Origin of the sequence: Aureimonas endophytica, assembly GCF_014642635.1 — a bacterium.
GTDB lineage: Bacteria > Pseudomonadota > Alphaproteobacteria > Rhizobiales > Rhizobiaceae > Plantimonas > Plantimonas endophytica.
In genome coordinates this window covers 239,486-262,447 of sequence record NZ_BMIQ01000003.1, presented here as the reverse complement: position 1 = coordinate 262,447, position 22,962 = coordinate 239,486, and the positions used below count along the sequence as shown (strand labels likewise).

Genomic DNA, 22,962 nt, shown 5'->3' with positions numbered 1-22,962 from the left:
TTCTCTTCGCGACGGGGTTGGACGAAGCCTATGCCAGGAATGGCGAGCCTCAACAGAAATATCCATTCATTCTATAGACATTTTCTAGAAAAACCGTGGTCGTCGGCGTCGCGACGAGCGGTCGCGGCAGCGTCGCCGACGGCGTCTTGCATCGGGACACAGTGAGCGGCGCCGATCCGAACCTGGAACCATGCATCCGTGCCCCTATGGCGAGTTCTCTCACGGGGTGGTCCCCTCGACAGCGCCCCTCCTGCGTGAGGCCGGTTGGCCATCGGGCAGTCGGGGGCCTCTGAGCCCGGCCGCCATCTCGCCGTCGAAACGGCGGAGGTCGTCTTCGTTTGCCCCGAACCGCCCGACGGGGTCAGCCAAGCGGCTTCGATTCTGCGGCCCGGAGCGAAGCCGGGCCTCGGCCGGAGACCTCTGCGCCGGCATCGCGCGGCAGCGTCAGGAAACGTAGCGACACGAGGATGCCGACGCCGCCCATCATCGCCAGCGCCGCGTGGAAGTCGGGCAGTATGGCCGCCGCGTCCGCCGTGCCGGTTCGTGCGAGAACGCTCAAGCGGATTGTCAAGGCGGCCATCGCCACGGCGAGGAGCACGGAGAGCTGCTGCGTCATGGAGGAGAAGGTCGTCGCCGCGCTGCGCATCGCCGGTTCGATGTCGGCAAAGGTGATCGTGTTGAGGGCGGTGAACTGCATGGATCGCGTCAGCCCGGCACCGAACAGAAGCGCAAGGAGGAGGGGGCGCGGCGTCGATGCGTCGACCAGCGCGAATGCCGCCACCGCCCCAGAGGCGAGGATGCCGTTGATCACCAGAAGCGTTCGGAAGCCCAGATGCCGCAAGGTCCGCGTAGTCGCCGCCTTCATGGCTAGGTTGCCGAGAAAATAGACCAGCATCAGCGAGCCGGTCTCGACTGCGCTCAAACCCATGCCGACCTGGAACAGAAGCGGCAGGAGAAAGGGCGTCGCGTTGATCACCATGCGGGCCGCCGTCCCTGTCGAGAGGGAGGCGAGCGCGAATGTCTGGGTGGAGAGGACGCGCAGGTCGACCAGCGGATGCGGCGCGCGACGCAGGTGCCGCATGGCCAGCCAGCCGACCGCCAGGCCAAGGACGACGAGGCCGGCCATCCTCCGGCCCGCCTCCTGCGACAAGAGTTCGAGGCCAATAAGGACCAGGGCCAGCGCGCCCGCTGTCAGGAGAAAGCCGAGCCCGTCGAAGGGCCGCGCCTTCTCCCGTTCGCCGCCGACGAGGAACCGCATGGTCAGGGTGGCGCCAAGTGCCCCGATCGGCAGGTTCAGGAGGAAGTTCCACCGCCAACCGGCATGCGTCGTGATCCATCCGCCGAGCACGGGCCCGACGACCGGGGCGATCAGGGCTGGCCAGGTGATCAGCGCGATGGCGTTGACGAGTTCGGACTTCGGCGTGTTGCGCAGGACGATCTGGCGTCCGACCGGCGTCATCAGCGCGCCGCCGACGCCCTGCGCGACGCGCGCGGCGACGAAGCTCCAGAGACCCTCGGCGAGAGCGCAGGCGAGCGAGGATAGAGTGAATAGGACGATCGCGCCGAGAAAGACGTTGCGCGCGCCCAGGCGGTCGGCAAGCCAGCCGGCCGGCGGGATGCAGACCGCCATGGCAAGGAGATAGGCGGTAAATCCGACGTTCAGGTCGACGACGTCGGTCCGGAAGTCGGCTGCCATGGCAGGCAGCGAGGTGGCGATGATCGTGCCGTCGAGCGCCTGCATGAAAAAGGAGACCGCCACGATACCGGCCATCAGCCGGGGGTGGTGGAGAACGGAAGGGCCCGGAGCCACGGCGGTCATGAAATGGGGGAACCTGTGTTCATGCAAAGGAGGAGGGGCCCGGGCACTCTGCGCCCGGATCCCTCCCGACGGAAGCCATAATGGCCTCAGTTGCTGGTAGTCGCCTGTGCCGCCGCCGCCTCGTAGAAGCTGCGGTCGACCCAGTTGTCGTAGTCGACCTTACCCTTCAGAAGCCCGGCTTCCGCCATGAAATGCTCCTCGCCCTTGAGGGCATCGATGGCCTGGGGCGTGATCTCCGGGTTCTGATGGAATCTGCCGTCGGCATAGGTGGAGCGCACGGCCTTCTCGCTGTTGCCGGTCTCCTTGACGAAGATGGCAATCGTCTCGTCCGGATGGGCATCCGCCCAGCGCGCGGCCTCGATATCCACCTTCAGAAGGCGTTCGACGATCCGCGGATAGGTGCGGGCGAACGTGCCGTTGACGCTGATGAGATGCGGCACCGCCCATTCGGGCTTCCCTGACAGGCCGGCATCGAAGAGAACGCGCGCTTGGCCGGCTTCGACCAGCTTCTGCGCCGGGCCGGTGCTTTCGGCGATCGCGTCGACATCGCCGCGCGCAAGCGCCGGACCGGAGTTCTCGATCCCGATATTCAGGCTCTCGACGTCGTTGATCGATACGCCTTCGGCTTCCAGCGCCTTGGCCAAGGTCGAATGGCGCACCGTGCCGGACAGGTAGGCGACGCGCTTGCCCTTGAGGTCGGCGAGGGACTTCACGGGCGAGTCGGGCCGGACGACGACGAGGGTCTCGTTGGACGGAACCCAGCTCGACAGGCCGACGAGCTTCACATCGGCCCCGCTCGCGCCGAGGCGCAGCGACGGGTTGTTGCCGATATAGGTGACATCGATCGCGCCCGAGCCGAGGGCGACGGAGGCCGCTGAGCCGCCATCGAACGTGGTGAGTTCGACCTTGATGCCGTCCTTCTCGAACTCCTTCTCCAAGAGTTTCTGGTTGCGGAAAAGGATGAATTTGAGGTGGCCGGGCGCGGTCGAGCCGATGCGGATGACCTCAGGTTTGGCCTCCTGCGCCTCGGCCGGGCTGCTGCCGATGACGCCGAGCGCGAGGAACAGGGCGGCGAGCCGAAGGAGCTCGCGGCGACGCAGGGATGCGAGGGGCATGGGACGGGTCCTTGTCGAGGGGCGTGTGTCGTCGATCCACGCGGCCATCCGGCCGGGCGGGCATGAGATGGATGGAACGGCATGGCCCGGCTCAGGCGGGGCCGGCGCCCTCGCTGATCTTCCAGCGCGTCGCGCGCGCTTCGAGGGCGACGAGGAGATAGTTCAGGACGAGGCCGGTAATCGTCAGGGTCAGGATGCCGGCATACATCCGGTCGGTCTCCAGCATCAGGGACGAGTGCTGAATCAGGAAGCCGATGCCGGACTGCGCCGCTAGCATCTCCGCCGCGATCACCGAGAAGAGCGAGGTCTTCACGCCGAGCCGCGCCCCCGCGACGATGGACGGCACGGCGGACGGAAGGATCACCTTCTTGAAAAGGTCCCAGTCCGACGTTCCCATGGACCGCGCGGCCTTCAGGAGGAGTGGGTCCACCGACTTCACGCCGACGATCGTGTTGACGAGCAGGAAGAAGACGGCGGCGTAGAAGGTGATGGCGATCTTGGACGCCTCGCCGATCCCAAGAACGAGGATGAAGACCGGCATCAGCGCGAACTGCGAGGTGTTGCGCAGCGTCTGGACGAGGAAGTCGCTCATCCGTTCGAACAAGGTGTAGCGCCCCATGATCAGGCCGAGTGGCACGGCCACCACGATGGCCAGCAGGAAGCCGAGCGCGGCGCGCTGGAGGCTGATGCCGATATGCTCGGCCATCGTGCCGCTCGCGATCATGTCCCAGAGCGCGGACAGGACGCGGCTCAGCGGCGGGAAGAAGAGCGCATTGATCCAGCCGAGCCGCGGCGCGGCCTCCCAGAGAAGGGCGAAGGCGAGAAGCGCCGGCAGGCCGAGGCCGATGCCGGCAGCCGCGCGGCGAAGGCGCGGGGCGATCGGCGCGAAGCGCAGCCGGGGGCCGACGAACGGCGCTGGGACGGGCTTGGACGAAACGAGGGTCATGAGCGCTGTCCTTTCAATGCGCGAGCCGCGCGGCGAGGGACCAATCCCCTTGCGCCTTGCGCACCTCGTCGCGCAGCGCCTCCCAGACGCGGGCGCGGTATCGGTTGAAGTCGTCCCCGTTGCGCAGGTCGATGTCGCGGGGGCGCGGCAGGTCGATCTCGATGATCTCCTTCACGCGAGCCGGACGGGCGGTCATCACCACGATCCGGTCGGCCAGGAAGATCGCCTCGTCGATGGAATGGGTGACGAAGACGACGGTGGTCTTGATCGTCTCCCAGATGCGCAGGAGTTCCGTCTGGAGGATGTCGCGCGTTTGGGCGTCGAGCGCGGCGAAGGGCTCGTCCATCAGAAGAACTTCGGGGTCGTTAGCCAGCGCCCGGGCAATCGCCACGCGCTGCTGCATGCCGCCCGAAAGCTGGGCGGGATAGCGGTCCTCGAAGCCGCCGAGCCCGAAAAGGTCGAGAAGTCCGCGGGCCCTGTCCCGGCGCTCGCGGCGGCCGACGCCCCGCACCTCCATCGCATATTCGATGTTTTCGAGCGCGGTGCGCCATGGGAAGAGAGCGTATTGCTGGAAGACGTAGGCCGTGCCCGCATGGGGGCGCGTGACGGGCTTTCCATCAATGCGCGCGACGCCCGACGAGGCCTCGGTGAGCCCGGCGATCACGTCGAGCAGCACCGATTTGCCGCTGCCCGAGGGCCCGACGAGGGTTATGAACTCGCCCTTGCGGATCGACAGGTCGACGCCACCAAGGACATCGACGCGGTCGCTACGTCGGCCCTCTATCGTCACGCTCTGGCCAGGCTTCAGCCGGAAGGTCTTGCGAAGGTCGCTGACGTCGATGCGGTCCATTATGCGCTCCTCCGAGGAATCAGTTCTGCGCCGCGCGCAGGCGATGGGTGGGGTCCTGGTCGGCGCCTCCGGCACGCCCGCGTCGCCAGCCGAGCGCCTGGGCATAGACGCCGAAGAGGCCGCGCTCCTCGACCTCGGCCGCCGTGACGCCGGTCGGCCCGTCGGCGCGCTCCGCGACGAAAAGGGCGTCTGTCGGGCAGTAGATCTCGCAGAGGTAGCAGGTCTGGCAGTCGTCCTGCCGGGCGATGATCGGCAGCCCCGCCGCGTCGCGATCGAAGACGAGGGCCGGACAGATGCGCTCGCAGATGTCGCAGCGGATGCAGCGCTCCTCGGACACGATCTCGATCACGATGCGGCTCCTTCCAGAAGCGTTTCCACCTCGGCATCCCATTCCGCGCGGACCGCGCCGAGGCCGCCGACGAGGATGCGCCGCGCCATGGCGGGGTCGGTTTCGGGATGGTCGCTGCGGCGATGAGCACCGCGGCTCTCCGTGCGGAGCTCCGCCGCCGCCAGCGTCCAGCGCGTGACCGCGGTGACGGACGCGAGCTCCCGGGCCGCGAGACGAGCGGCGCCGTCAGCCTGGAGATGGGCGGTGATCTCCTGCCAGACAGCCTCGACATTGCGGCGACCGACGGCCAGCGTCGCGCCGTCGCGCTGGTAGTTGCGGCCGAGCGGGGCGATCTCGGCGCGCACCAGCGCGGCGGCGCGATCGATATCCAGCGGACGCGCCTCGCCGGTCGGCCGAAGCCCGGCACCGCCGAGCGGCAGGAGGCTGCGCCCGGACTGCGCGGCGGGACGGCGAGCCGCCATGCTCGCGCCGCGCCCGGCCCACCAACCGCTCGCCATCGCCCAGGATGCGTTGACCGCGCCCCCGCCGGAGACGCCGCCCGTCACATTCTCGCGGCTCGCCGCGTCGCCAGCGGCGAAGAGGCCGGGAATGCCGACCGAGCAGTCGGACGAGACGATGCGGATGCCGCCGGTGCCGCGCACCGTGCCCTCGAACTTCAGTTCGACCGGGAAGAGGTCGCGGAAGGGATCGATCCCCATGCGGTCATAGGGCGTGAAGCAGTTCGGCTGGCCGCGCCGAAGCGCGTCCTCGATCGAGGCGTCGGCGAGGTCGAGGCGCGCGAACACCTCGCCCCTCGCCAGCGCTTCCGCGATATGACGCTCGGCCGCGCCGATGCCGTTGGTGACGGGTTCGCCGTCCGGCCCGGTGAGAGGCGTGCCGTCGGGCCGGTAGAAACTCGCCCAACGGAAGGGCAGGCCCTTGTTGAGCGAGGAGCCGCGCGGGGCGAGCGTGTACTTGCCGGTGAATTCCATGCCCGACAGGCTGGCGCCCGCTTCCGCGGCGAAGAGGTGTCCGTCGCCCGTGAGCCCCGTGCCGCCGAGGATACGCTCGAAATAGGCGCAGCCGCCGCTCGCCAGCACCACCGCGCCCGCCCGGATCTCGAAGCTTGCGCCCGTTCGCCGCGACATGCCGTTGGCGCCGGCCACCGCATGGCCGTCGCCAAGAAGCTCGAGGACCGGGTGATGGTCGAGAATGCGCACCCCGCGCTTGGCCACCTGGGCCCGAATGAAGCGCATGTAGTCTGGCCCGCGCAGGTTCGCGACATAGAGGGTGCCGCCGTCGTCGCTCGGGAACGGATAGCCCCATTCCACCAGTCGGGTCAGATTCTCGTAGCTTTGGTCGACGCAACGCAGCATCCAGCGTCGGTCGCCGAGCCCGGCCGTGCGCTTCCACCGTGCCTCAACGGCCGCCTGCCGTCCGTCACCGGGCGGTACGCACCATGTTCCGGTATTGGAAGGCGCCGTCGCGCCGCTCGTGCCGAAGTAGCCCTTGTCGGCGAGAATGACGCCAGCGCCGGCTTCGGCTGCCGACAGGGCGGCCCAGGCTGCGGCCGGACCGCCGCCCACAACGAGGACGTCGCAGGCGAGGCGCTCGCCGTCGAAGGAGGATCGTTTCTTAGGCGTCGAGGCCATGCGACGTTCCCTGAAACCGCCGCGTCAGGCCGCAGCCGGTACGACGCCCGGACCATTGCCTTCGGCCCATTTGATGTTGCAGCCGATCGAGGGTGTCTGCCGCGCGGCGGGCGCCCGACCGGCGAGGATGGCGTCTACCGCCGCGCGCAGATCGGCGCCCGTGACCGGCTTGCCGTTTCCAGGCCGCGCGTCATCGAATTGGCCATGGTAGGCCAGCCGCCGGTCGGCATCGAAGAGGAAGAAGTCGGGCGTGCAGGCCGCGTCATAGGCCTTGGCAACCTCCTGCGAGGCGTCCTTGAGATAAGGGAAAGTATAGCCCTGCTCGCGCACCTCCGCCTCGATCCTCTCCAGCGTCTCCTCCGGATGAGCCTCGGCGTCGTTCGAATTGATGGCGATCACGGCGAGGCCCTTGGCGGTATAGTCGCGCGCGAAGGCGGCGAGTTCCTCGCGCAGGAGCACCACGAAGGGACAGCGGTTGGAGATGAAGGCGACCAGAAGAGCCGGGCGATCGGCGAAGTCGGACAGGGCGACCTCGTGCCCGCCCGGTGCGGGAAGCGAGAAATGAGGCGCCTTGATGCCGAGGGCTACGGCGTTCGATTCGGTCTTAGGCATGCTGGCCTCCACGCATCCGGAATGCGCAGGGGAACACTAAATACACTTATTTTGTAGACAAAAATTTTCGTTGCCGCGAGCGTCGAGAGATTGTTTGTTCCCAGTGCTTTGCCGGCTGGAGACGTTCACGTTTCGGCATAAGCGGGCCGTGACGGGCGGCTTGCCCGGTCGCTACCCTTCGGGCTTACCGAGTGAGAGTCTTCGGACGGTTGGCCCAATCAAACAAGGGGGCCTTGGAGACAAAGTCGGCCACCGCGTCATCGTAAAGCCGGCCCTTCGTATGCTGTAGCGTCTTCCTTGCGCAAAGGCGGTCGGCGTGCGTTTCAGGAACTCGGCGGCCTGTGTGTCCGCATGCCGGCACCCAGCGCGTCGGCTCTTCGACGTTGAGCAGTGTCGGCTTCAGCGCGATCCAGCGCGCGAGGATCACCTTTTGCTGGTTGCCGACCAAGCTGAAGCGCCGATTGCCGACATCGCGTCGAGCGAGCTTGTGAATCCCAGTGTTCCAAGCTGCGTTGCGGAGATCTGAGTAGGACGTCCCGCAAGTGCCGAAGCCATCTGGGTGCAGCGTTTTTCCCAATAAATCTATCTTTTTAGTAGTCTGTTCTTTCTACTCTCCTCGGGCGCCCGTTAGCATGACCTCCGAAACGCAGGCGCAGACAGGAGCGGTCATTGTGCGAAGAAAATTCCTGGGTTGGGCCACTCGCCGCTTTGGCTTGTGGCGCGAGCGACGGCCCACCCCGCCCGACCGGCGTCTGATCGTCGCGATGATCGACGAAGGTTGGAGCTACGATCTCATCCAGCGCGAACTCGGCTGTCGGGTCTCAGATATCGATCTGGCCCTACGCCAGACCGCTGCGCGTGACGGCATATGAAGCCTTGAGCCCGCACGAACCCGTTTTCACTTCGAGGACGATGCATGATCGAAACCTATGAACTGCCGAATGCTATTGTCGAACAGATGACAAACGGCGTCGCGGCGATCCGTGCCTTCCGCCGGCATAGCCAGCAGAGCATCACCGGTCTTTCGGAGCGCACTGGCATCGTCAGTAGCCGGCTGCATTCGTTGGAGGGCGGCGCGATACCGCGCCAAGACGAGGTCAAGGCGCTGGCGGCGGCTTTCGGAATTCCAGCGCGGCTGCTGACCAGCGGCGCATAGTCCCAAATGCCAAGGAATTTCGCGCACCGAATTCAGATGGAACGGACTGGTCCCGATGCCGCGCAAATTTGCAGAACCGACCTGCTTCGAGCAGTACTAACGACCCGCCCTGGCGGCGGCTGCATTTCGGGATCCGTCGATTCCCACGAGGGAGTACCCCTCCAAACTCAAAGCGACACTCGTGTGCCGCAGCGCGCCGAACAGGCACACGCGCTGGCGGTTCACGACCCGGCCTTTTCGCGGAAGAAGCATATGCAGGCGGCCCTACCCGCAGCAAACCCGCCTCGCGACAAGACGCATCAACCACATAAGCAGAGGCGGATGGCGGCAGGACTTGTACGGGCTGGCTTGGCAGGCCCGGAACTCCGACACGGCGAACGTCGCCTGGAAGTGTCGGACTCGCCTCGCGGCGCCTGACAGGCTTCCCCCTTTTTTTGCAAGGGATCCCGCAGCATCGTCTTATCCGGGCTGGAAATCCACGACCAGCCGCCTCAACTCGGCATTCCCCTCCTTGAGTTGATTCAAGCTCCGGATCGAAGACATGCTCATTCCGGCGTGGACTACTTCCATCGATCGAACGTTGCCTAAGCGACCCCCATCTTACGGCAGATCTCCGTCATCAACGTGCCGCTCTCCGTCTGCCGTAGGGCACAGGCAACCTGTTCGTTCATGAACTGTTTCTTGGGCATGGTCTCTCCCCCTTCAGGGAGCAATCGTGCCCCGAAGTCTTCACTTCGTCCAGACCAGTTTCCTGGCGCAGTACCACTCAGGATCGTAGACCGCGGTGATGCAGCGTCATTATGGTGTTTCGCCAGCGATAGGCTGCCGAGAGAAATCGAAAGCGTCTCGTTTCGCGAGACCGCGCAAAAATCGTTCATATTCCACCATTCTAGTGGATTGAACGCGCCTGCCTGTCCCGCCTGCCGATGGGCTACACTCGCGAGCGATCGATGCAGGCCGACATGACACGCCTTTCTCCCATCTCCTACGATACCGCGTCCGGACCCGCGAAAGAGGGGCTCGACGAAGAATTGCGACGCCGGGGCCGGCTGACCAGGTTGAAGCTCATTCAAGCCCGCTCGCCTGTTGTCCTCCGGGTTTACGGCGAATGGTTCGCGTTGAAGGAGGCGCTTAGCGCGCGGCTTTCCGATCGCGCGATCTTCATATTCTCGCTCGCGATCTCGAAGGCCCAGCGCTCGCCCATACCGGTCGGCTTCTTCCGCCGCGCGCTCGACCATCTCGGCCTTGATGCCGACAATCTCGAGCTTTCGGACGAGGAAAGGTTGCTCGAAGAATTCGGCACCGTTCTCGGCCAGGACGCCCATGCCCTTTCCGACGCGCTCTGGGAGAAACTGGCCGGGCGTTTCGACCAGACGGTCCTGGTCGACCTCACTGCTTTCGCCGGACTGATGGTCGCCACCACCCTCTTCGCCAATGTCGTGCGGGCCGAACCGGACGACGATCTCGTCGCCTTTCTCGAACCCACCTCCTGACCCGCGTCGCCGACGCTCCCCTTATTTCCGACCCTGGAGAATTCCCATGACGTTCCCCCGGCGCAAAGCTGCGCTTCTCGCCGTGCTCCTCACGACCGCAAGCCTCGGTTCCGGTGAGGCGGCGCAGGCCGCGACGCCCGCCAACGCCCTGGTCGTGGCGCAATCCATCGACGACGCAGTCAGCTTCGACCCCGCCGAGGGTTTCGAGCTCACCACTGTCCAAACCTTCAACAATGTCTATCAGCGTCTCGTCGAATCCGATCGGAAGGACGGCACCCGTATCGGTCCGGCGATCGCGGCATCCTGGACCCCGGGCGAGGACGGCAAGAGCCTGACCTTCGCGATCAAACCCGGCGCGAGCTTCGCATCCGGCAATCCCGTCCGGCCGGAAGACGTGATCTTCTCGCTGTCGCGAGCCGTGAAGCTCAACAAGTCGCCGGCCTTCATCCTGAACGAGCTCGGCTGGACGGCCGAGACCGTCGATGCCGGGCTGGTGAAGGTCGACGACGGCCATGTCCGGCTGACATGGACCGCGGATGTGGGGCCCGCCTTCGCCCTCGCGCTTCTGACGGCGCCCATCGCCTCGATCGTCGACGAGAAGGTAGTGGCCGAGCATGTCGCCGATGGCGATTTCGGCAATAGCTGGCTGAAGGCCAATTCGGCCGGTTCCGGCGCCTTCGTCATCGCCAAGTATCAGCCGCACGAAGCGTTGGTGCTGAAGGCCAATCCGAAGGCAGCGGTCCCGCCGAAGCTTTCGACAGTGATCCTGCAGAACGTGCCCGATGCCGGTGCGCGCCGCCTCCAGATCCAGCAGGGTGATGCCGATATCGCTCGCGGTCTCGGGGCCGATCAGGTGGATGCGATCAAGACGGAGGGCAAGCTTGTGGTCGATGCCGTTCCCTCCGCTCGATCCGACTATCTGCTGATCAATTCCAAGGCGAACGAGACGCTCGGCAAGCCCGCCTTCTGGAAGGCCGCGCGCTACCTCGTCGATTACGATGGCATCACGCGTGACCTCCTGCGCGGGCAAAGCCAGGTCCATCAGGCCTTCCTGCCGGTCGGCTTGCCCGGGGCCCTGACCGACAATCCCTACAAGCTCGACGTGGAGAAGGCCAAGCAGATCCTTGCCGAGGGCGGCATTCAGACGCCGGTAAAGGTCGAGTTCCCGGTCTTCAACGAGCAGCCCTTCCTATCGGTCGCCCAGTCGCTGCAGGCGAGTTTCGCCAAGGCCGGCATCGAGCTCGACATCCAGCCGGGCGTCGCCAGCGACGTCTATGCCCGGGCTCGTGCCGGCAAGTTCCAGATCACGCTGCGTTACTGGATTCCGGACTATTTCGACTCGCATTCCAACGCTTCAGCCTTCGCGATCAACCGGGACAACTCGTCCAACACCGTCGCCAAGCAGGCAGGTTGGGTGATCCCGAAGATCACGGACGAGACGCTCGCGGCCGTCAAGGAGCAGGATCCCGCCAAGCGAGCCGCGCTTTATGCGACGATCCAGAAGCAGATTCAGGACGAATCCCCCTTCGTCTTCCTGTATCAGGGCGCCGATCAAGTGGTTCTCGGGACGAACGTGAAGGATTATGCGCAGGGACTCAATGCCGATCAGGTCTACTACGACCAAGTCTCGAAATAAGTGACGATTGCCGAGGGAGACGCGGCTGGAAGCGTCGAGAGCGATGGGATGAGATCCCGCTGGCCGGGAGGCCGGCGGCAGCCTGGGCGCGCGCGGCGCGGCCTTGGCTGGGTCCTGTCCTGCGGGCTGACGCTCTTCGGCCTCGTCCTCGCCACCTTCGCGATGACGCGGCTGTCGCCGGTCGATCCTGCTCTTCAAATGGTCGGCGATCACGCCAGCGCCTCCACCTATGCCGCCGCCCGGCTGGAACTCGGCCTCGACCGACCGCTCCCGGTTCAGTTCCTGATCTACCTCCGCAACGCCGTCTCCGGCGATTTCGGCACTGCGATCAGCACGGGCCAGCCCGTCATCCGCGACATCCTCCGCACTTTCCCGGCGACGCTGGAACTCGCGACGGCCGCGATCATGCTGGCGGCGGGGCTCGGCCTCGCGCTCGGCATTCTCGCCGCTCTGAAGCCCGGCAGCGCATTGGACGTGCTGGCGCGGCTCGTATCGCTCATCGGATATTCGACGCCGATCTTCTGGCTCGGCCTTCTGATGCTGCTCTTGTTCTACGCGACGCTGCAATGGGCGCCGGGACCGGGGCGGCTGGATGTCGCCTATGCCTATACGGTCGATCAAGTGACCGGCTTCGGCCTGGTCGACGCCTGGCTTTCCGGCGACAGGGCGGCCTTCGCGAATGCGGCCGGGCATCTGGTCCTTCCGGCCCTGGTGCTGGCCTTCTACGGCATGGCTGGCATCGCCCGGCTGACGCGCGCCGCCATACTCGTGGAACTTGGCCAGGACTATACCATGACGGCCCGCGCCAAGGGCGCCAGCCGCGTCCGGGTGGTCTTCGTCCATATCCTGCCGAACATCGCCGGAACGCTGCTGACCATCCTCGCGCTCGCCTATGCCAGCCTCCTGGAGGGCGCCATCTTCACCGAGACCGTCTTCGCCTGGCCCGGGATCGGCCGCTATCTGACGACGGCGATGTTCTCCGGTGACATGCCGGCCATTCTGGGCGCGACGCTCATCGTCGGCGCCGCCATCGTCCTCCTGAACTCGGCAACAGATCTGGCGGTCGGCCGTATCGAGCGGGATCGCCGACGATGAGCGCGCATCCGACTTCCCGGGGCGGCGCGCGTCGCAAGCTGCTGCGCTCGCCCTCGGCGGTCATCGGCGGACTGATCATCCTCTTCGTGCTTCTCGTCGCGATCGCCGCGCCGATCGTCGCGCCCTTCGACCCCTATGTTCAGGATACGACGAACCGGCTCGCCGCGCCGGATGGCATGCACTGGCTTGGCACCGACGCCTTCGGCCGCGATCTCCTGTCGCGTATCCTCTACGGGGCGCGGTCGAGCCTGGTTCTGGTCGCGATCGTCATCCTTCTGATGGCGCCGCTCGGCGTCACCATCGGCACGATCGCAGGCTTCCGTGGCGGCCTCGTCGAGCGTGTCCTGATGCGGATCACCGACATCGTCATGTCCTTTCCGCGCATCCTCCTCGCCTTCGCCTTCGTCAGCCTTCTGGGAGCCGGTCTCGTCAACGGCGCGCTTGCTCTGGCGCTGACCTTATGGCCGGCCTATGCGCGCCAGGCACGGGCCGAGGCCGCAGCCTTGCGGGAAGGGGACTATCTCGCCGCCTCCGCCATGCTGGGAATTTCGAACGGCCGCCTCGTCTTCGGCCATGTCCTGCCGATGGTCCTGCCCTCCGCCCTGATCCGGCTGGCGCTCGACCTGTCGGGCATCATCCTCGCGGCCGCCGGCCTCGGTTTCCTCGGTCTCGGCGTCCGGCCGCCCACGGCGGAATGGGGCTCGATGGTGGCCGAGGGCACACAGGTGATCTTCGACCAATGGTGGATCGCCGCCGTCCCGGGCGCCGTCATCTTCGTCACCTCGCTCGGCTTCAACCTCCTCGCCGACGGCTTACGCGACGTCCTGGACCCGCGTCATGCCTGAGCCAATTCTCGACGTCCGCAATCTCAGCGTCGCCCTGCCGGACGACGCCGGCTGGCGCACCATCGTCTCGTCGGTCAGCTTCGACGTCGGGCAGGAGATCGTCGCCCTAGTCGGCGGCTCAGGTTCCGGCAAGTCGCTGACGGCGCGGGCCATCATGGGCCTTCTGCCGGCGCGAGCCCGCCCCACGGCGGACCGCCTCACCTGCGGTGGTGACGATCTCCGGACACTGACCGAGCGCGAATGGACGCGGCGCCGGGGCAAGCTGCTGGCACTCATGCCGCAGGATCCGAAGATGTCGCTCAATCCAGGCCAGAGGATCGGCGTGCAGATCGAGGAGACGCTTCTTCTTCATACCAGCCTGCGCAAGGAAGAAAGGCGGGAGGCGGCGCTCGACATGCTGGTCCGTCTCGGCCTCGCCGATGCCGAGCGGATCCACCGGTCTTATCCCCGTCAACTCTCGGGCGGCATGGCCCAGCGCGCCATGATGGCGGCGATGCTGGTGAATCGCCCGCGGCTCCTGATCGCCGATGAGCCGACCTCGGCGCTCGATCGGGAAGTCCAGACCCAGATCCTCGCTCTCCTGCGCAGCCTGACGGTCGATCTCGGCATGGGGCTTCTGCTCATCAGCCACGATCTCGTCCAGGTCGCGCGCTTCGCCGACCGGGTGATCGTGATGCGCCAGGGACGCATCGAGGAGGAACTCGCAGCGCATGAGCTCGCCGATGCCCGTTCCGCCTACACCCGCGGTCTCTGGGCCGCCCGGCCATCGGCCAAGACCTATGGCGGAAGGCTGCCGACCGCCGACGAGGCCCTATGACGGATGCCGTCGCCATCCGGGATCTGGACATCCGCTATTCGGTCGCCTCACGCGCCGTCCATGCGGTACGGGATCTCGAACTCAACGTGCGCGAGGGCGAAAGCTTCGGGCTGATCGGTCCGTCCGGCTGCGGCAAGACGACAGTGCTGCGCGCCATCGCGGGGCTCAAGTCCGGTTGGACGGGCGAGATGACGCTGCTCGGCGAACGGCTGCGGCCGGATCGTCGGATGTCCGGCGCGTTGCGCCGGCGGGTGCAGATGGTGTTCCAGGACCCTTATGCCTCGCTGCATCCGCGTCACCGGATTGGCCGCAGCCTGGGCGAGCCGCTGGTCATCCACGGCTCCAGGCAAGTGGCGCACGACGTGGCCGAAGCCCTGCGGCAGGTTGGCCTTTCTCCGGATCTTGCCGAGCGCTATCCGCACCAACTGTCTGGCGGGCAGCGCCAGCGCGTCGCGATCGCCCGGGCGCTGACGCCGAGGCCGGATCTCCTGCTGCTCGATGAACCGACCTCGGCACTCGATGTCCTCGTGCAAGCCGGAGTCCTGAACCTCCTCAACGATCTGAAGCGCGCGCGTGGTATGACCTTCGTGCTGGTCAGCCACGATCCGGGCGTCGTGGCGCATATGTGCGACCGCGCGGCTGTCATGCGGGCCGGCGAGATCACCGAACGGCTTGACCGCGCCGGTCTCGTCGCACGCTACGAGGCGCTGGAATCCTGATGTGGCGCGCGCACCGCCAGCACGAATTCCGCCCCGCCATTGACCGTGTTGCTGACCGTGCAGATCTCGGCTTCGGCGAGACGGGCGATCTCGTCGCGGATTGCCGTGTCGAAATCGCCGGTGATCTCCATGTCGATCGCGAAGCGGGCGATCCGCGAGAGCCCCTCCGAGGCTTTCTCGCCTGTCACGCGGACGGCGACGCCAGTGAGGCGGTCCGAGACGCCGAGCTGACCGGCCGCGATACGAGCGCTCATCGCCAGACAGGCGGATAGGGATGCGTAGAGGAGGTCGAGCGGGTTGAACCCGGCCTCGGAAGCGCCGGTCTTAATGGTGATTTCACCACCCGTCGCCGAGACGACCTGCGGGAAGCCGGAGCGCCCCATGCTGGCGGTAGCCCCGGTCGGTCGGATCTTGCTTGTCGGGTTCATGCTCATGCCCTCACTTGCAACGGTGAAAGGGGCGTGTCCATCCGAATCCCATCTGCAGAGGCCTCTCTCGCATCGATCACGACCTTTCCGAAGGGGCCGCGATCCATATGTTCAAAAGCAGCGGGCTGGACTTGCCCCGCATTTTTGGAGAGCGCTATCGGCTTTACGCGGCCCGCCTTTCGAACTGAAGCGGGCTGACGAAGTCGAGCGCCGAATGACGCCGGACTGGGTTGTAGAAGCCGTCGATGTAGCGCGCGATCGCGGCCGTTGCCTTGGCCCGGCTTTGCAAGACGGTGCGCCAGACGAATTCGGCCTTCAGCGTCTTGAAGAAGGTTTCGACCATGGCGTTATCGAAGCACTTCCCTTTGCCCGACATCGAGATCCGAATGCCGTTGCGACGCTACTCGGCCTGATAGTTCAGGGAGCAGTACTGGCTGCTGCGTTTCGCGTGGTGGATCAGCCCGGCCAGCGGACGCCGGACGGCAATGGCCCGACGCGGGGCCGACAGGGCCAGTTCCTTGTGCAGGCGGTCGCTGGTGGCCCAGCCGACGACGCGCCGGGCGAAGAGGTCGAGGACGACGGCCAGGTACAGCCAGCCCTCCCGCGTCCAGACGTAGGAGATGTCCGCACCCCACTTCCGGTTCGGCCTGGTCGCCGTGAAGTCCTGGTCGAGTAGGTTCGGCGCGATCGGGAAGGCATGGAGGCTGTCGTTGGTGCGCTTGAACCGTCGCTTCTGTCGGGCCTTCGTGTTGTTCTGGCGCATCAGGCGGGCAACGCGCCGGCGTCCGATCGCTAAACCGCCGCCGCGCAGTTCGTGCACCATACGCGGACTGCCATAGGTCTCGTTCGACAGGGCAAAGGCCGCGCGAACATGCGCGAGCAGCATCAGGTCTGTACACTGGCGATGACAGGCTGGGCGGTTCTGCCAGGCGAAGTAGCCGCTCGGACTGACGCCAAGGACCTTGCACAGGCGCTGGACTGGGAACTCTGATCGATGCCGCATCGATGAGGCGGAACCTCATCGACTTTCCTCCTTGGCGAAAAAAGTCGCCGGCTTCTTCGGGATCTCGCGCTCCTGGCGAACGATCTCGTTCTCGCGCCGCATCCGCTTCAAATCGGTCGCCATGTCCTCCTGGCGCTCGGGAGGCGGTGTCTCCAGATCGCGCTCCCGGCGCTTGTCGAGCCGGCGGCCCAACGTCGAAAGCCCGATGCCGAGATCCTCGGCGACTTCACGCTGCGTGCGCCCGCTCGTCTCCACCAGACGAACGGCCTCCGCCTCGAACTCCTTGCCAAACCGGCGCTGCGGCTTGCCCATGAAATGCTCCTCTCTCCTTCAGGAGAGCTCTCCACTTTCCTAGAGCAACTCCATTCGAAGCATTCATCACTGTGGTTGTTCGCTCCGATCCTTCTCCGTTCCAGAAGTGGGTTTGTCTCTCTTATGGGAAGCGAGGTGAAGGGCGTGTGACCGGAACACGAATACAACTATTCCTCAGCTTCCGACCTCGAACTCGATCACCGCTGCGTCCTCGTCCGCTGCGGTGATGCCGAGAGAGAAGCGGCCACGGCCGACGAGCAGGACCGTTTCCCGGCGGACCAGGAATTCGGCAGTGGCGTCAAGCGTCAGCCAAGTGCCGTAGGAGCTGTGGTCCGTGAACTGGACGCGGCCGGCGCTGACGGCGATCGTCGCGTGTCGGCGCGACACCCACGGCCTGTCGACCACGAAGGCGTTGTCCGACGCTCGGCCGATCGCGACGTTCTGCGCGTCCATGAGACGGACTTCGCGATCCTCGAAGCGGAAAGCGATGCTCGCCGGCAGGGGCGCCGGCGGACCGGCCGCGCCGCGCCCCGCCATCTCGAAGATCCTGGTGTCCTGACCGAGGGAATACACCCCCATCGGGAGTGGCTTGCCCTTAAGGGACATCGGGGCCAGCGGGCGCAATGCAGCCCGCCCTTCCGGCAGGAGCTGGGCGACGAAATCCTCGCTGATCAGCACCTCGCCGGGATTGGCAGCGCCGGCGAGGCGTGCGGTGACGTTCACGGCGTCGCCGAAGATGTCGTTCCGGGCTGACACGACGGAGCCGAAGTGCAGTCCGACATGGACAGCGAGACCGCCTGTGGGAACGGCGTCCAGGATGAACCGCGCCGCGGTGAGCGCGGCGTCGGCTGCATCGAAGCTCGCCAGGACATCGTCACCTTTCGCGCCGACGAAACGGCCGCCGGCCGCAAGGATCGCGTCGCGCATGGCGTCGAGGCACGCGTGGATCCGGCGCGCGCCTTCCTCGTTGCCGACGGTGTCGTAAAGCGCCGTGCTGCCGCTGATGTCGGCCAGAAGCAACGATCGATCGACCGCCGCCTCGAACATGGCGAGCCGCATTGCTTGCCGTCCCGATTCTCTCAAGCAATAGTCGTGATCATGCAACGAAGTTTACGTGTCGACAAGCATTGCGTCGAAGACAGTTTCTGAGCTAGTTTCATCGAGCTGAATCACACTCGAGGAGTGGCCGATGAAGCGTATCAGTGGATCGTCAGACTGCCGCATCTTGACCGCAGCGGTCGTGGCCTTCGCGGCTTCGGCAGGGTCCGTCACCGCCGAGCCTGCCGTCAACGCCTGCCCGGTGGACGGTTGCCAAATTCACTTCGTGTCCGTCGAGAAGGCCGACGGCGAACTGAGGCTGACGCTCGAGGCGAATTTCAAGCCCGACATGTCGAAGAACCACATTCACGTGTGGTGGGGCGACAATTTCGACGTCAAGCAGGTCAGCAACAATGCCGAAACCCTTTACGGCGTGAAGCGTGGCGTCTGGCACCCGACCGACGAATATCCGGTCTACGTCACGCAGAGCGGCGCTTCGATGAAGGAGCGGCGGAATGCCACGACGCTCTGCGTCAGTGCCGGTGACCGCAACCACGACATTATCGATCCGGCCCTTTTCGAGTGCCGCTCGGTCGCCGATCTCGTGAAGTGACGCCGCTGCCGTGCTGCTGCCCTCCTATGTTGGGCGGTACGCGGTTCGCCACGAGATCGCGCGCGGCGGCTTCGCGGTGGTCGTTCTCGCCTGGGATGAGGAACTCGACTGCGCGGTCGCGCTGAAGCTGCTCGCCCCGTTCGATGGCGGCGGCGGCGAGGCGATGCAGGAACGCTTCGTCAAGGAAGCGCGGCTTCTCAGGCGGATCCGTTCGCACCACGTCGTGACCGTGCACGACGTCGGGCATCTCGCCGACGGCCGCGCCTATTTCGTCATGGACTTCGCCGATCGCGGCACGCTGGAGGACTGGCTCGGCAGGCAGCCGCCTTCTCCTGCGCAAGGCACGTCCACCGTGGCGGCGCATGCGCTCGGCCCTCTCGTCGACGCGCTGGCAGAGGGGCTCGGCGCCGTGCATCGCGCCGGCATCGTCCACCGGGACATCAAGCCGGCGAACATCCTGCTCCAGTCGACATTTCCCTATGGCGCTCCGTCCGAAACTGCGGCAAACGGGCCGCAGGCGGCTCCCGGCGCCGCCGAACTGTTCCGCCGCTCGCGCATTCTCGTCGGCGATTTCGGGATCGCCAAGGATCTCGCATATGGCGATCCCGGCGCGACGCTCGTCGGCGGCACGCCCGCCTACCAGGCGCCCGAGCAGCTCGATCCGGACCGGCCGGTCACGGCCGCCGCCGACATCTACTCGGCGACCGCCGTGCTGTACCGCCTGATCGCCGGAGCGCGGCCGGTCCGGGCGGAGCGGATGGCCGAGGCCATTTCGCGCCTGCCCGAACGTTGGCACGAGTTCATGCGGCGCGGCCTCGCTCTCGACCCGGCCGATCGCTTCGACTCGGTCGAGGCCTGGCGTGCGGAAGCGAGCGACGTGCTCGCCGCTGCCGCTGCGGACGGGACCGCGACCTGGGGCGCGGCACCGAACGCGGCCGCCGCCGTCGACTGCCCCTATAAGGGTCTCAACGCCTACCAGCCGGAGGACGGCGACAGGTTCTTCGGACGCGAGGCGCTGGTGGAGGATGTGGTCCGCCGAATGCGGATGCGGAACGTCCTCGTGGTCGGCGGCGCGTCCGGCAGCGGCAAGTCGTCCCTCGTCCGCGCCGGGCTGCTTCCGGCCCTGCGGAGCGGCGCGCTGCCGGACAGTGCGATCTGGCGTTTCGCCCTGATGACACCGGGGCGAGATGCCATGGCGGAACTCTATTTCCAGCTCGCGCAGTCGCTGAGCCCCGCCAGTCCCGTGATCGATACGGCGACCTTCGCGGCGCGCCCGGGTCTCGCCCGCCGGCTGGCGCACCCCGCCGGCACGGAAGCGCCCCTCCTGCTTTGCATCGATCAGTTCGAGGAACTCTTCACCTTGAGCCCGCCCGGCCAGCGGGATGCCTTCGTCGCGGCGCTGTCGGCGATGACCGACCCGGCCGACAGCCGCGTCAGGATCGTCCTGACCGTTCGGGCGGACTTCTACGCGGCCTGCGCGCGAATGCCATGGATCGCCGAATGTATCAGCCAGAACCAGGTTCTCGTCGGACCGATGAACTCGGCCGAGCTGCGCCGTGCGATCGGCGAGCCGGCGCGGCGCGCCAACCTGCATCTCGAGCGCAACCTCGTCGACGCCATCGTCGAGGAGGCGGGCCAGGAGGACGGCTCGTTGCCGCTCGTCGCGCATGCGCTGGTGGAAACCTGGGCACGCCGCAAGGGAGCGACCCTGACGCTCGAAGGCTACCGGGCCGCTGGCGGCGTTGCCGGTGCCATCGCGCAGACCGCGGGCGCGATCTATGACAGCCGCTTCAACGATTCCGAGCGGGACGCCGCGCGCCAACTCTTCCTCCAGCTCGTTACCCCGGGCGAGGGCGCGGGCGACACGAGGCGCATCGTCGACCGGGGTGAACTCGTCGACGGCGCCGGATCGGAAACGACCGCGAATGTCATCGAGCAGATGACGAACGCGCGGCTTCTGACCGTCGACGAGCGATCCGTGCAGATTGCCCACGAAGCGCTGCTGCGGTCCTGGCCCCGGCTTCGGCAATGGATCGACGAGGCGCGGGACGACCTGCGCATGCGCCAGCGCGTCATTCGCCATGCGGAGGAGTGGGAAGCGGCCGGCGGCGACCCGGACCTTCTTCTGCGCGGCACGTCGCTGCTGGCGGCCGGCGACTGGCAGAGCCGCAACCCGCACCAGGGCAGCGCGACGACGCGCGCCTTCATCGACGCGTCGCTGACGGAGAAGCTCGGAGCCGAGGCCGCCGAACAGCAGCGGCTCAGCCGTTTTCGGCGGCTCCGCATCGCTGCGGTCGCCATGCTTTCCGTCCTGACGGCCGGCGCCTGCGTCGCATCGGTCGCCGCCTATCTCGGCTACCGCGAGGCCCATCTGAACGAACAGAAGGCAGCGGCGGCCACCCGTCAGTCCGAGGCGCGCTTTGCGACCGCGCTCGGGGCGATCAGCGCCGGGCTCGCGCGCGAGGACCCGCGGCTCGCGCTCTTTCTCGCTGGCGAGGCCGTGCTGCGCGCCGGTGACGACCCTCCCGGCTTTGACGCGCGCGTGGCGATGATCGCGGCACGCCAGCAACTTTCCGACGAAACGCCGCAGCCGCTCGGCAGCCCGGTTTCGGTCGGCGACGCCCTGTCGATCGCGATGAGTCCGAACGGCCGGCTGCTCGCCGTCGGCGGCCGCGACGGAACCGTGCGAATGATCGACACGGGCACGCGGCAATTTGCCGGCACGTCCTATGCCGCTCACGAGGGCGGTATCGAGCACCTCGAATTCAGCCCGGACGGACGCCTGCTCGCGACGATCGGCAATGACGCGGCGGTCCGGACCTGGGCCCTGCGCGACAACGGGTCGATCGAACCTGCCGCCGCTGCGGCCAAGCTCGGCGATGTCGGATGGAGCGTCGCCTTCGATCCGACGGGCAACTGGCTGGCGACCGCGAGCGAGGACCAGACCGTACGCCTGTGGAACGCGCGCGGCGGTGCCGACGGGACCCTTCTCGTCAAGGGTGGTTACGACCCGCGAAGCCTCGCCTTCAGCCCCGACGGTCGCAGCATCGTCGTCGGTACGGCGACCGGTGCGATCGACCGCTGGAGCATCGAGCGCCGGGAGCGTTCGATGCCGACGATCCGCGATGTCCACACGAGCGACATCTGGGACATTCGCTTCTCACCGACCGCGCGATACTTCGCGAGTTCCAGCAGCGACGGATCGGCGGCGCTATTCACTTATCCAGAAGGGCGCTACCTGAGACGTGCCTTCGAGCCAGGAACTCTAATTCACAGCATCGCCTTCACCCGCACCGGCGAGAATCTGATCGGTGGCGGTGAGGATGGCCGCCTCCACGTCTGGAATCTCATCGCCGGCAGCACCACGTCGATCTCCGGCATCGGACATATCGGCCGCATCATTCACCTCGCGATCAGCGGCGACGGTTTGCTCCTCGCCAGCCTCGGACGGGACCAGACGGTGCGGTTCTGGACGCTATCGGCGCCGATCCCAATGACGTTGGACCGTTCCACTCGAGCGCCCGCGAAGGGTGTCGCGATCAGCAGCGACGGCCAGCTCGTCGCGGCTGGCGACGCGGCCGGCATGGTGTACGTGTGGCGGCGGGACGAGGCCGTTCCGCGCCTTTTCGACGGCCACCGGCAACAGGTCTGGGCGGTGGCGATTGCACCGGATGGGCGCACGCTCGCATCCGGCGACAGGAGCGGCGAGGTCCGGATCTGGGACCTGCAGGGTCGGACGCTGGCGATGTCCCGGCCGGGCCGGCCCGGCGCCGTCTGGTGGCTGGGCTTCACGCCGGACGGCAAACGTCTGATCGAGGCGGGCGACGCCGGGATCGATGTCCTCGACATCGCGGCGAACACGACGACCGAACTTGGTCGGAGCGAGGACGTAGCGATGACGCGCGGCGCCGTGTCGCCCGACGGAACGCGCCTCGCCATCAGCACGATTGACGGGCGGGTCCGGCTTTTCGATCTCACCGGTAATCGCTTCATCCGAGATCTCGATGTACTGCATGACATCGCCTGGAGCGTCGCCTGGAGCGCGGATGGACGGCTCCTCGCCGTCGGATCCAGCGACGAGGTGGTGTCGCTCTGGGATCCTGTGACGGGAGAGCAGAAGGCGAGTCTCGCCGGTCACAGCGGCGGCGCGGTCGACATCGGCTTCATGGCTGACGACGCGACGCTCGCGGTGGTGGACCGTCGCGGAAGCCTGCATTTCTGGGACGTCGCGACACAGCGCCGGCTTTCGCCGCCGATCCCTGGCCACGCGGGAACGAGCTGGCGCCTCGGAGTCGCACGGCAGCAAGATCGCGTGGTGACCGCGGGCGAGGACGGTAAGGTGCGGACCTGGGACGTCATGAGTCCGGTTCGGGCCTGTCGCATTGGCGAAACGGTCTTCGACACGGAGCGCAAGCGCGAATATTTCGGCGGCGGCGTCCACATCCTGTCCTGTAGTTCGAATAAAGAATGAGGACCGGCGGAGAG

General features: G+C 66.6%; 20 protein-coding genes and 1 pseudogene. 10 read left to right on the top strand and 11 right to left on the bottom strand.

What is annotated here, in order from left to right; all coding sequences use genetic code 11:
* Positions 1-361: 361 nt before the first annotated feature.
* The 8 genes from IEY14_RS11410 to IEY14_RS11375 all read right to left on the bottom strand — a co-directional run bounded on the left by IEY14_RS11410 (position 362) and on the right by IEY14_RS11375 (position 7,770).
* On the bottom strand, positions 362-1,819 hold the full coding sequence (locus IEY14_RS11410; protein ID WP_188908514.1) for an MFS transporter: 1,458 nt from the start codon (positions 1,817-1,819) through the stop codon (positions 362-364).
* An 86-nt stretch (positions 1,820-1,905) separates the two neighbouring features.
* The gene (locus IEY14_RS11405) at positions 1,906-2,934 is read right to left on the bottom strand and encodes an aliphatic sulfonate ABC transporter substrate-binding protein (protein WP_188908512.1); all 1,029 of its coding nucleotides are present in this window, start codon (positions 2,932-2,934) and stop codon (positions 1,906-1,908) included.
* Between the two features lie 91 nt (positions 2,935-3,025).
* Positions 3,026-3,880, bottom strand: a complete 855-nt coding sequence (locus tag IEY14_RS11400; protein ID WP_188908510.1) for an ABC transporter permease — start codon at positions 3,878-3,880, stop codon at positions 3,026-3,028.
* Positions 3,881-3,893: 13 nt separating this feature from the next.
* Positions 3,894-4,730 carry an ABC transporter ATP-binding protein gene (locus tag IEY14_RS11395; protein WP_188908508.1) on the bottom strand — a complete coding sequence of 279 codons (837 nt, stop codon included), beginning with the start codon at positions 4,728-4,730 and terminating at the stop codon, positions 3,894-3,896.
* Positions 4,731-4,749: 19 nt separating this feature from the next.
* Entirely contained in the window at positions 4,750-5,079 is a 330-nt protein-coding gene (locus IEY14_RS11390) for a 4Fe-4S dicluster domain-containing protein (RefSeq protein ID WP_188908507.1), read from the bottom strand.
* Entirely contained in the window at positions 5,076-6,710 is a 1,635-nt protein-coding gene (locus IEY14_RS11385; protein WP_188908505.1) for an FAD-binding protein, read from the bottom strand. The genes IEY14_RS11390 and IEY14_RS11385 overlap by 4 nt, the downstream gene beginning before the upstream one ends.
* A 24-nt stretch (positions 6,711-6,734) precedes the next feature.
* Complete coding sequence (locus IEY14_RS11380) at positions 6,735-7,322, bottom strand: thioredoxin family protein (RefSeq protein WP_188908502.1); 588 nt, start codon at positions 7,320-7,322, stop codon at positions 6,735-6,737.
* Positions 7,323-7,506: 184 nt separating this feature from the next.
* Positions 7,507-7,770: a hypothetical protein gene (locus IEY14_RS11375; RefSeq protein ID WP_188908501.1), complete on the bottom strand. Its 264-nt coding sequence runs from the start codon at positions 7,768-7,770 to the stop codon at positions 7,507-7,509.
* Between the two features lie 184 nt (positions 7,771-7,954).
* Between IEY14_RS11375 and IEY14_RS11370 the strand changes: the two genes are divergently transcribed.
* The 8 genes from IEY14_RS11370 (at position 7,955) to IEY14_RS11335 (ending at position 15,083) form a co-directional block, all read left to right on the top strand.
* The gene (locus IEY14_RS11370) at positions 7,955-8,194 is read left to right on the top strand and encodes a hypothetical protein (RefSeq protein WP_188908499.1); all 240 of its coding nucleotides are present in this window, start codon (positions 7,955-7,957) and stop codon (positions 8,192-8,194) included.
* Positions 8,195-8,238: 44 nt separating this feature from the next.
* Positions 8,239-8,478 (top strand): helix-turn-helix domain-containing protein, encoded by a 240-nt coding sequence (locus tag IEY14_RS11365; protein WP_188908497.1) that lies wholly within the window; start codon positions 8,239-8,241, stop codon positions 8,476-8,478.
* Between the two features lie 1,118 nt (positions 8,479-9,596).
* On the top strand, positions 9,597-9,971 hold the full coding sequence (locus tag IEY14_RS11360) for a carboxymuconolactone decarboxylase family protein (protein WP_244639444.1): 375 nt from the start codon (positions 9,597-9,599) through the stop codon (positions 9,969-9,971).
* A 46-nt stretch (positions 9,972-10,017) separates the two neighbouring features.
* Positions 10,018-11,607: an ABC transporter substrate-binding protein gene (locus IEY14_RS11355; protein ID WP_188908493.1), complete on the top strand. Its 1,590-nt coding sequence runs from the start codon at positions 10,018-10,020 to the stop codon at positions 11,605-11,607.
* Between the two features lie 48 nt (positions 11,608-11,655).
* Entirely contained in the window at positions 11,656-12,702 is a 1,047-nt protein-coding gene (locus tag IEY14_RS11350; protein ID WP_188908491.1) for an ABC transporter permease, read from the top strand.
* A complete protein-coding gene (locus IEY14_RS11345) occupies positions 12,699-13,547 on the top strand; it encodes an ABC transporter permease (RefSeq protein WP_188908490.1) in 849 nt (282 codons plus the stop codon). The genes IEY14_RS11350 and IEY14_RS11345 overlap by 4 nt, the downstream gene beginning before the upstream one ends.
* Positions 13,540-14,364 (top strand): ATP-binding cassette domain-containing protein, encoded by an 825-nt coding sequence (locus IEY14_RS11340; protein ID WP_188908488.1) that lies wholly within the window; start codon positions 13,540-13,542, stop codon positions 14,362-14,364. Before IEY14_RS11345 ends, IEY14_RS11340 begins: the two co-directional genes overlap by 8 nt.
* Positions 14,361-15,083: an ABC transporter ATP-binding protein gene (locus tag IEY14_RS11335; RefSeq protein WP_188908486.1), complete on the top strand. Its 723-nt coding sequence runs from the start codon at positions 14,361-14,363 to the stop codon at positions 15,081-15,083. Before IEY14_RS11340 ends, IEY14_RS11335 begins: the two co-directional genes overlap by 4 nt.
* Here IEY14_RS11335 and IEY14_RS11330 read toward each other — a convergent pair.
* The 3 genes and pseudogenes from IEY14_RS11330 to IEY14_RS11320 all read right to left on the bottom strand — a co-directional run bounded on the left by IEY14_RS11330 (position 15,062) and on the right by IEY14_RS11320 (position 17,885).
* Positions 15,062-15,511 carry an OsmC family protein gene (locus tag IEY14_RS11330; RefSeq protein ID WP_188908484.1) on the bottom strand — a complete coding sequence of 150 codons (450 nt, stop codon included), beginning with the start codon at positions 15,509-15,511 and terminating at the stop codon, positions 15,062-15,064. The two genes, IEY14_RS11335 and IEY14_RS11330, sit on opposite strands and share 22 nt — an antisense overlap.
* 163 nt (positions 15,512-15,674) lie before the next feature.
* Positions 15,675-16,826 (bottom strand): annotated as a pseudogene (locus IEY14_RS11325) (IS3 family transposase).
* Between the two features lie 174 nt (positions 16,827-17,000).
* Positions 17,001-17,885, bottom strand: a complete 885-nt coding sequence (locus IEY14_RS11320; protein WP_188908482.1) for an adenylate/guanylate cyclase domain-containing protein — start codon at positions 17,883-17,885, stop codon at positions 17,001-17,003.
* A gap of 181 nt (positions 17,886-18,066) precedes the next feature.
* Between IEY14_RS11320 and IEY14_RS11315 the strand changes: the two genes are divergently transcribed.
* Together IEY14_RS11315 and IEY14_RS11310 are read left to right on the top strand one after the other, a co-directional pair.
* Positions 18,067-18,477, top strand: coding sequence for a hypothetical protein (locus IEY14_RS11315; RefSeq protein WP_188908481.1), 411 nt, complete (start codon positions 18,067-18,069; stop codon positions 18,475-18,477).
* A 10-nt stretch (positions 18,478-18,487) separates the two neighbouring features.
* Positions 18,488-22,948: a WD40 repeat domain-containing serine/threonine protein kinase gene (locus IEY14_RS11310; RefSeq protein WP_188908479.1), complete on the top strand. Its 4,461-nt coding sequence runs from the start codon at positions 18,488-18,490 to the stop codon at positions 22,946-22,948.
* Positions 22,949-22,962: the final 14 nt, after the last annotated feature.

Coding starts and splice junctions, on each gene's coding strand:
- IEY14_RS11380 (WP_188908502.1), bottom strand. CDS start 7,322: ATGCCTAAGACCGAATCGAACGCCGTAGCCCTCGGCATCAAGGCGCCT.
- IEY14_RS11345 (WP_188908490.1), top strand. CDS start 12,699: ATGAGCGCGCATCCGACTTCCCGGGGCGGCGCGCGTCGCAAGCTGCTG.
- IEY14_RS11370 (WP_188908499.1), top strand. CDS start 7,955: ATGACCTCCGAAACGCAGGCGCAGACAGGAGCGGTCATTGTGCGAAGA.
- IEY14_RS11365 (WP_188908497.1), top strand. CDS start 8,239: ATGATCGAAACCTATGAACTGCCGAATGCTATTGTCGAACAGATGACA.
- IEY14_RS11330 (WP_188908484.1), bottom strand. CDS start 15,511: ATGAACCCGACAAGCAAGATCCGACCGACCGGGGCTACCGCCAGCATG.
- IEY14_RS11400 (WP_188908510.1), bottom strand. CDS start 3,880: ATGACCCTCGTTTCGTCCAAGCCCGTCCCAGCGCCGTTCGTCGGCCCC.
- IEY14_RS11355 (WP_188908493.1), top strand. CDS start 10,018: ATGACGTTCCCCCGGCGCAAAGCTGCGCTTCTCGCCGTGCTCCTCACG.
- IEY14_RS11395 (WP_188908508.1), bottom strand. CDS start 4,730: ATGGACCGCATCGACGTCAGCGACCTTCGCAAGACCTTCCGGCTGAAG.
- IEY14_RS11340 (WP_188908488.1), top strand. CDS start 13,540: ATGCCTGAGCCAATTCTCGACGTCCGCAATCTCAGCGTCGCCCTGCCG.
- IEY14_RS11350 (WP_188908491.1), top strand. CDS start 11,656: ATGAGATCCCGCTGGCCGGGAGGCCGGCGGCAGCCTGGGCGCGCGCGG.
- IEY14_RS11385 (WP_188908505.1), bottom strand. CDS start 6,710: ATGGCCTCGACGCCTAAGAAACGATCCTCCTTCGACGGCGAGCGCCTC.
- IEY14_RS11320 (WP_188908482.1), bottom strand. CDS start 17,885: ATGCGGCTCGCCATGTTCGAGGCGGCGGTCGATCGATCGTTGCTTCTG.
- IEY14_RS11405 (WP_188908512.1), bottom strand. CDS start 2,934: ATGCCCCTCGCATCCCTGCGTCGCCGCGAGCTCCTTCGGCTCGCCGCC.
- IEY14_RS11335 (WP_188908486.1), top strand. CDS start 14,361: ATGACGGATGCCGTCGCCATCCGGGATCTGGACATCCGCTATTCGGTC.
- IEY14_RS11410 (WP_188908514.1), bottom strand. CDS start 1,819: ATGACCGCCGTGGCTCCGGGCCCTTCCGTTCTCCACCACCCCCGGCTG.